Origin of the sequence: Martinezella paranaensis, from assembly GCF_014200235.1 — a bacterium.
In the GTDB taxonomy this organism is placed as follows: Bacteria; Pseudomonadota; Alphaproteobacteria; order Rhizobiales; family Rhizobiaceae; genus Rhizobium; species Rhizobium paranaense.
The window spans coordinates 1-5,150 of record NZ_JACHBI010000039.1; the positions used below are offsets into that span (position 1 = coordinate 1).

Here is a 5,150-nt window from a genome sequence, read left to right on the forward strand (position 1 = left end):
TGGTCCAGGCCATCGTGGTCTCCATCGAATCTCGCAAATCCGAAGGAATCATAACCTGTTGAAATCACCCACCTCTTTTTGAGGCAGCCTCTCAGCTTGACTTTGTACAAAATCTCTTTGGAGTTTCGGGTTTGTAGCGGCGGCGCTGATCTTCCGCGTACTGGCAGCGTGGCGCGCGCGGCACTCTCATTTTGAGGCAATTTGAGCGGGGTGAATCAATTCGCCGCAGTCTCTCTGACTTGCCTGTTTCGCGTGACCGGATTCGAACCGGTGGATGACCGATCATAATGAGAACTGCGTCGGGTCGGGTGATCCTGTTCCGCAAATCCTTCGCCAGTGGCTGTCGTCGTTTCGTCCCTGGTTCACGGCACCCAGCTGGGAGCATCTCCTGGTCCTGGTGATGGGTGCGATCCTGTCTCCAGGCAAACGAACAGTGACGTCCTGTTTGCGGATCACCGGCCGCGCCGAGGCTGGCAATTTTTCCCTCTACCATCAGCTCCTCAATCGCGCGCGTTGGAACCCGCGTACGTTGGCTTCGCGGCTGTTATCGGTCGTTGTCGCCAGCCTCGTACCCGATGGTCCCATTGTGATCGGTATGGATGACACCATCGAACGCCGATGGGGACCAAAGATTGCCGCGCGTGGCATTTATCGCGATCCAGTGCGCTCCAGTCACGGTCACTTCGTCAAAGCCAGCGGCTTGCGCTGGTTGAGCTTCATGGTTCTTGCCCCGGTCCCATGGGCCAAATGCATCAAGGCCCTACCAGTCTTAACGCTTTTATGCCCCTCAGAGCGCTACGACAAAAAGAGGGGACGAAGGCACAAACTGCTGACGGATTGGGCAAGACAGGGCGTGATGCAGCTTTGCCGCTGGCTGCCTGGACGCGATCTCATCTTTGTTGGCGACAGCAGTTTTGCTGTCCACACATTGGCTGCAGCGCTACCAGGCAGAGCCACCCTCATCACACGCCTGCGTCTCGACGCCAGTCTGTTCACCCCGCCAGATCCGCGACACGAACATACGCTCGGGCGGCCCGCACAAAAAGGCATGCCCTTGCCCAAGCTCAAGGCGGTCCTCAACAATCCCAAGACCGTCTGGCAACGCGTCATCGCGTCAACCTGGTATGGCAGACAAACCGATAAACACCTTGATATCACGACAGGCACTGGCTTGTGGTATCGGCGGGGAACCCCACCAAGGCCAATTCGCTGGGTCCTGGTTCGAGACCCGACCGGCCGCCGCGAACCGCAGGCGTTTATGAGCACCAATACCGAGCTCGAGCCGACCCAGATCATCGCCTATTTCGTTCGGCGCTGGCAGATCGAAGTGACGTTCGCCGAAACACGCGCCCATCTCGGTGTGGAGACCCAGCGCCAGTGGAATGGCAACGCCATCATCCGCACAACACCTTCGCTCCTGGCCCTCTATAGTCTCGTGACGCTGTGGGCGGGAGATGTTCTCAGCCAAAGCACGCGCCCTTACGCCGCCGCATGGTACAGGAAAACCGATCTGACATTCACAGATGCGATTGGCGCTGTGCGTCTCGTTTTGTGGAGCGACGATCTTTATCGACACTCACCGTCAAACCTGGAAATGCATAAAATACCGCCAGGGCGACTTGTCCGTATGGCGCAGGCGCTTTGCTTCGCCGCATAATGCACAAAGTCGAGCTCAGCAATCATCTTCTCGATGACGTCGTAGCCCTGATGGCCGTTGACAATATTGAAACCCGCAAAGATCTCGTACACAAAGTTGCACAAAGGCTTTGACTCATCGTAACCGGGGCCGGACTGGCGTATCGAGATTAACAGAAGCTCAAGGCGCTTGAAAAAGTCAAAGATCTTGCTGTCCTCAATTATGTAGTTGGATAACACGAACTCAACTTGTTTCGTGAGCATTTCCAGTTGCTTGATAATCTCGCGGAACTCGGGAGTGTCATGGCTCATCTGGTTTTCAAAGGCATAGAAGCCTTCATCACCCCGAGAGCCGTGTTCGAACGCAGCCCTAAATCCTGCCGTTGTCATCAAGCTGGCGATGGTTTCGGAGGAGGCATCTATATCGGTGCGACCGCCCTTTCTACTTGCCCAAATGACCTGCAGAAGAATCGTCTCCTTAATGGTCCGATACATCTTCGTCATGTTGCTTTTAATAACTCGCCGCCTTCGCTGTTCTGGAAGATAGACAACGAGCCAGTAGAAAAAGAACGAGACCAGCCCGCCAGCAACGAAATTGACAGCCACCGAAAAGGTATCTGCCCATCCGTTGGGTTTTGCGAATGGGCCGAAATGATAGGTCATCAGCCCAATAAACAGCACTAGGTTCAGCGCGCACCATACGCGTACGCTTCCAATTATCGTCTTCGACTTGCTGCCTCGACTGCGGGTCAAGACTACCTCCATTAAACTTCGCGAGGAATGAGACGACAACAGTCGCCACGGCAAAGTATAGATAAGTTGCCCCGAACCCAGCGCAATCGCCAGCTGCACAATGAGGGACCCTAGTCCTTTGGGTCGGTAATCATCATCCTGTGAACCTCGCTGGAAACCTTGTCAGCCGCTGCAATCAATACGCTATCAAGGTGATGTACGTATCGTTGAGTGACATTTCCGGCGGCATGTCCCAACAACGCGGAAATGGTGATTTCGGTAAATCCGAGATCACCCGCGACGCTGGCATATGAATGCCGCAGCGTATGCGACGTGACGCCTTGAAGCCCTGCCCTTTCTGTGAGCCGGTCAAGCGCGTCATCCAAGGCGGTGTAGTGGCCGTTCTCGCTTCGTGGACCAGGCAAGACGAAGGGATTTCCACCCTGGCGTGAAACACCATCGAGCACGTCAAAGACGACGCTTCCAACCGGCCGAATAGACGCATCCTCTTTGGAATCATCAAGCCTCAGACAGCTTCCCGCCTTATCGAGCTCAGACCACATCAAGCCCGCAATCTCGCTCAAACGAAATCCGGTCAGCAGAAACAATTTCGTGCCGACAATGCCTTGCCAAAGCTCATCATCCGCAGCCTCAAGGACCTTACCGAGGGCACGATACTCCTTCGGGCTAAGTCGGCGGGTGCGCTTTCCAACAGCGGGTTTCTTAATACCACGCGCTGGATTGGTCGGGATAATACCCTCAGAAACGGCATAGGTGAGGATTGCGCTAAGAAGCGTCACCGCTTGCGAAGCAGTGCCCGCCCCGCCGGTGACAACCGCCCTTCCCCGCAGTTTTCCCGTTTTCTCGTCCGCTGCAGTCTTGCCCGTCGTGACATCACGCATCATTTTGATGGCATCGGCCGTTGTCAGTTCTTGCACGAGTCGGTTGCCTATCAGCGGGATAATGTGGCGGTTTGCCCGCCCCTTATCGACATACAAGGTTGACGACTTTTTCGGCTTTCCGCGCTTGCCGAACACAAGCCCTTTGTCAGCCGCTTCGAAATACATGTCGCAAAGCTCTTTGACCGTCAGCGCCTTGCGCCGCGTCAAGCGGTCAAGCTGTGGATCGTCACCGCGAGCGACATCGCCTAGAACACTCTTCGCTTCCTTGCGCGCTTCCTCAACCGTCAATGGGCCATGGATACCGATCTTGAAACGGCGTGTCTGCTTGCCGGCTCTGTATTGCGCTACATAGGTCTTGCGACCGCTAGGCCAGACGCGCACGCCGAAGCCCGGCAACTCGTCATCCCATTCAAAATAGTCTTTGTCGCGCGCCGCTAAGGCGTCTATCATTCTCTTTGTCAGTTTCGCCAAGCCGGCAACCCACCCGTTACAGGAAGCATATAGGAAGCGGCAGGAAGCAAATCAGGGTAAATTTGATCCAGACCGTTGTAATTGCGGAAATAGCTTACCGCTTGATCTGGATAGCAAAATCAAAATGGGGTAAACAAGAGGAAGCAGCGGAAAATCATTCACGATTGCCTTCCGATTCCAAAGGTCACAGGTTCGAATCCTGTCGGGTGCGCCATCATTTTGATTGTCCATACCGAAGACATAGGTAACAGTTTGCACCTAAGACATGGGTGAAAACCTCGTGCCGAACGGTTGCCGATAGTTTGTAAGGTCCTCTGTTCCAAGTCGATATATCCCAGATCATAGCGTGACGCCGACGAGCCAAATGCCGTCGTCGACTTCTTTGATGCCGAGCCTCTGACCTGCCAGCACCGTCGAGATGTTGAATCTCCTTGCGATAGATGCAGATGCGGCCGCAATGGGTCACGAGCGCCACTAGTGGCGAATAAATTCAACATTCACTAACGCGACTGTTACATGATATGCCGTCTTAGCTGGTATCCTGAAAGTTGCTGTTTTGAAGTTCAAAGTCTCGAATTTAGGAAAGATCAACCTTGCCGAGGTCACGCTGTCGCCTCTGACGATCCTTGTTGGCAAAAACAACACCGGGAAAAGCTATCTAGCTAGTTTGATTTGGGCTTTGGGGAACATTGATAGCCCTTATTTTTGGCCAGATTGGCCAGAGTGGCCGATTGGTGAGGATACAGTCCCTAACTGGCTAGCCGAATTCTGTGATCTTGATGGTACGTTGATTGGCAGAAGCTTGCTGATAGACAACGACAAAGCCGCCGATATCCTCGCTTTCATTAGAGATACTATCGACCGCAACCTGCCAGCCTACTTGTCTGAGATTTTTGCATTTCCGGGCTTCAGCGAGACGAAGCTATCGATTGAAGATGCTGATTTCCAACCTTTTACAATTTCTATCGGTCCAGACATTTCCGGAGACAGCGAAGTCTCCGACAAGGACGAGATGATTTTATGGGTTGACTTCGGAGATGGTGATCCGAAAATGCGATTGTTTTTCGCGAAAGATGCTGCGGGGCAACAATTCAATCAATTCCGCATCGTGACTGAGACGTGCGGCCACGTCCTTTTCGGTCCCGATTGGGAAAAATATTCAAGACAAGCTTACATCCCCGCGGCCCGCACTGGCCTAATGCTAGCTCTTCCCGCGCTGCAGCAGCAGGCATTTTCACATCATACTGAGCAAGCCCAGACACCTTTTCCGGCTACGCTAAGGCACTGTTGATAAATTATCGCACCGGTGGTGGGCTGATTGGGCTGATTGTGTAGTTCCAATCGCCATGGAATTGATGACGGTTGATGTTGATCGCATCCATCTCGGCATCGCTGACCTTGATGCCGGCG

Annotated in this window: 5 protein-coding genes and 1 pseudogene; 2 read left to right on the forward strand and 4 right to left on the reverse strand. The window is 53.8% G+C overall.

Annotated features, from left to right (window positions below; genetic code table 11):
• The first annotated feature begins 274 nt into the window (after window positions 1–274).
• The gene (locus GGD50_RS32395; protein WP_004126092.1) at window positions 275–1,657 is read left to right on the forward strand and encodes an IS701 family transposase; all 1,383 of its coding nucleotides are present in this window, start codon (window positions 275–277) and stop codon (window positions 1,655–1,657) included.
• On the opposite strand, the gene GGD50_RS32400 is transcribed toward GGD50_RS32395, so the two are convergent.
• From GGD50_RS32400 to GGD50_RS33655, 3 genes and pseudogenes are all read right to left on the reverse strand, one after another.
• Window positions 1,567–2,388: a hypothetical protein gene (locus GGD50_RS32400; protein WP_183941359.1), complete on the reverse strand. Its 822-nt coding sequence runs from the start codon at window positions 2,386–2,388 to the stop codon at window positions 1,567–1,569. The genes GGD50_RS32395 and GGD50_RS32400 overlap by 91 nt on opposite strands.
• 110 nt (window positions 2,389–2,498) lie before the next feature.
• Window positions 2,499–3,740 carry a tyrosine-type recombinase/integrase gene (locus tag GGD50_RS32405; RefSeq protein ID WP_183941361.1) on the reverse strand — a complete coding sequence of 414 codons (1,242 nt, stop codon included), beginning with the start codon at window positions 3,738–3,740 and terminating at the stop codon, window positions 2,499–2,501.
• Between the two features lie 258 nt (window positions 3,741–3,998).
• A pseudogene (locus GGD50_RS33655) lies at window positions 3,999–4,212 on the reverse strand (hypothetical protein); the annotation flags it as partial.
• Between the two features lie 84 nt (window positions 4,213–4,296).
• Here GGD50_RS33655 and GGD50_RS32410 point away from each other — a divergent pair.
• Complete coding sequence (locus tag GGD50_RS32410; protein ID WP_183941363.1) at window positions 4,297–5,031, forward strand: AAA family ATPase; 735 nt, start codon at window positions 4,297–4,299, stop codon at window positions 5,029–5,031.
• Window positions 5,032–5,035: 4 nt separating this feature from the next.
• On the opposite strand, the gene GGD50_RS33315 is transcribed toward GGD50_RS32410, so the two are convergent.
• Window positions 5,036–5,150 (reverse strand): ISAzo13-like element transposase-related protein (locus GGD50_RS33315; protein WP_183941365.1); only part of this gene is annotated, 115 nt, incomplete at its 5' end.